This is a genomic window from Roseisolibacter sp. H3M3-2, from assembly GCF_029211165.1.
Taxonomy (GTDB): Bacteria; Gemmatimonadota; Gemmatimonadetes; order Gemmatimonadales; family Gemmatimonadaceae; genus Roseisolibacter.
Window position 1 is genome coordinate 1 of sequence record NZ_JARGEK010000545.1, and the last position, 2,408, is coordinate 2,408.

The 2,408-nt window shown below is 77.2% G+C and carries 3 protein-coding genes; 1 reads left to right on the top strand and 2 read right to left on the bottom strand.

The genetic code is table 11. From position 1 onward, the window contains the following. Window positions 1–380: hypothetical protein (locus tag PYV61_RS24250; protein WP_275836450.1), on the top strand; the 380-nt coding region annotated here is incomplete at its 5' end. 81 nt (window positions 381–461) lie between these two features. On the opposite strand, the gene PYV61_RS24255 is transcribed toward PYV61_RS24250, so the two are convergent. After that, window positions 462–1,754 (bottom strand): lipase family protein, encoded by a 1,293-nt coding sequence (locus PYV61_RS24255; RefSeq protein WP_275836451.1) that lies wholly within the window; start codon window positions 1,752–1,754, stop codon window positions 462–464. A 43-nt stretch (window positions 1,755–1,797) separates the two neighbouring features. Continuing rightward, the coding region (locus tag PYV61_RS24260) for a HAMP domain-containing sensor histidine kinase (RefSeq protein ID WP_275836452.1) at window positions 1,798–2,408 on the bottom strand (611 nt) is incomplete at its 5' end.

Below are 2,408 nucleotides of genomic sequence, written 5' to 3' on the forward strand. Positions count from 1 at the left end.
CGACTTCGGCGATGATCGAGGCGGCGCTGGCGGCGCGCGCGGCGCGGGGGGCGCCGGCGGCGCCGGCCGCGGCGCTGGCGGCCGCCGAGCGGCTCGACTCGCTGCTGCGGGCGGGGGAGTTCGGGATCGCGCTCACGGCCGGGCCGCTGGTGCTGGAGCGGCTGCGCGAGACGCTGGGCGACGCGCGCGACGCGCTGGCCGCGCTCCGGCGGCGCCCGTATCTGTACGCGCGCCAGCCGTACCTCGGCGCCGTCCTGCGCGAGGAGGCGCGGCTGGCGGCGCGGCTCGGCGACCGCCCGGGGGCGGCGCGCGCGGCGCGGCACTACGCGGCGCTGCGCTCGGGGGCGGAGCGGGCGATCCGGGACCAGTCGCCCGGCTGACGCCCCGAGCGCAGCGAAGGGCCCCTCCGACCGGTGTTGCCGGCGGTCGGAGGGGCCCTTCGCTGCGCTCAGGGCTGGAGGTCAGAATCCCGCCGCGCGCGCGAGCGTCACCGCCGGCGCCAGCGTCCGCCGCACGCTGTCGGCGAACAGCTTGGTCGCCAGCACCGACGGCAGCGTCGCCCCCGGGTGGTCGAGCGCCGCGCCGAGGTTCACCGCCGCCACGTTGCGCGCGCCGTTGGCCCGCATGCGCGCCTCGGCCGTCAGCGCGTTCTGCGGGAAGACGTCTCGGTCGGCGCCGCCGTAGTACATGCGGAGCGGCGCGCGCGGCGTCCAGTCGTAGGCCGTGTTGTCGCGCAGCGCGCGCCAGAGCGGGTGGTCGCGCTGCGCCTGCATCGCCGCGAGGACGTCCGGCTGCAGCACGCCGCGCGGACGCGCCGGGAGCGACGCCGCGAGCTGCGGGGTGAACGCCCCCTCCACCACCGCCGTCGCGGCCACGTCGCTCGGCGGGAGGAAGAACGCCCCCGCGGTCGGCGCGAGCTGGTAGACGCGCCGCATCGCCTCGGCGAGGTACAGCGTGTAGACCACGGAGTTCACGTAGGCCGGGTCCTGCTCGATCAGCGCGCGCCCCGTCCCCTCCAGGTCGTACGGCCCCGACGCCGGCGCGGCGGCCATCACCGGGAAGTCGGAGGCGAAGTTGCGCTCCAGCTCGCGGAACAGCCCCATCGCCACACCGCCGCCCTGCGAGTAGCCGGTGACGGTGAGCGTGCGCCAGTCGGCGGTCAGGTTCTGCTGGCGGAGCAGCGTGCGCGTCGCGCGCAGCAGGTCGATCGCCGCCGACGACTGCGTCTGCAGGTGGAGGTACGGGTGGTACGTCCCCTCGCCGGCCACGCCGAGACCGAGGTAGTCGGGGAGGATGGCGACCCAGCCGTCGCTGGCGTAGGCCGCGCCGATCCGGCTCTCGAGCGGCGACAGGAACGACGGCGAGAGCTGTTTGTTGGTGACCGTGCCGTGCATGTAGGTCACCACCGGGAGCGCGCCGGTCGCGCCGACCGGGACCCACACGATCCCGCTTGCGGTCGTGAGCTGCCCGTCCACGCCGGGGGTACGGTACCGGACCACGAACGCGCGCGTGTCGTGGCGGGCGGTGAAGGCCGAGGTGAAGCCGGTGGCGGCGAGGACGAGCGCGACCTCCTGGCGCGTGTTGGCCGCCGCAGGGGTCGCCGAGACGAGGTCGCCGCGCCCGACGAGCGTGGGCGACGGGACGGGGGGCTGGACGTACGCGCCGCCCCCCTCGCCCGGATCGGTGGTGCCGTCGTCGCAGGCGACGACGGCGAGGAGGGCGGCGAGGGCCAGGCGGCGGACGAGGACGGACATGGGCAGCGGGGGTTCGGGGGACGCCCCGAACGGGGATGCGGCGTCAGCGCGGGAGCGTGACCACCGCCCGCGCGCCGCGCCCGTCGGGGCGGTTCTCCAGCGTTATGCTACCACCGTGCCCCTCGGCGATCTGGCGGCAGAGTGCCAGGCCGATCCCGCTCCCCTCGGGCTTCGTGCTGTAGAACGGCACGAACAGGTTGGCCGTCTCGGCGAGCCCCGCGCCCTCGTCGTCGACCACCAGGCGGAGCGCGCCCGCCGGCGCCTCCCACCACACCGCCGCGCCGCCCCCGGTCTCGCGCGCCGCGTCGCCCGCGTTGCGCAGCAGGTTGATGAGCAGCTGGTCGATCTGGTCGGCGTCGGCCGGGACGACCACCGGCGGGCCGCCGCGCACCGTCACCGGCACGCGCGACTCGAGCGTCGCCACGCGGCGCACCCACGTCTCGACGTCGACCGCGCGCTTGGTGGGGGCGGGGAGGCGCGTCAGCTTCGCGTACGCCCCGATGAAGCGCCCCAGCGACTCGGCGCGCTCGGCGATCACCCCGAGGCCGTGCGCGAAGTCGTCGTCGGAGGCGCCGAAGGCGGCCATCACCCCCGACGCGGTGGGCGGGGGGGGCGCCGGGAGGGCGGCCGGCGCCGCGGCGCCCGGCGGCGCGG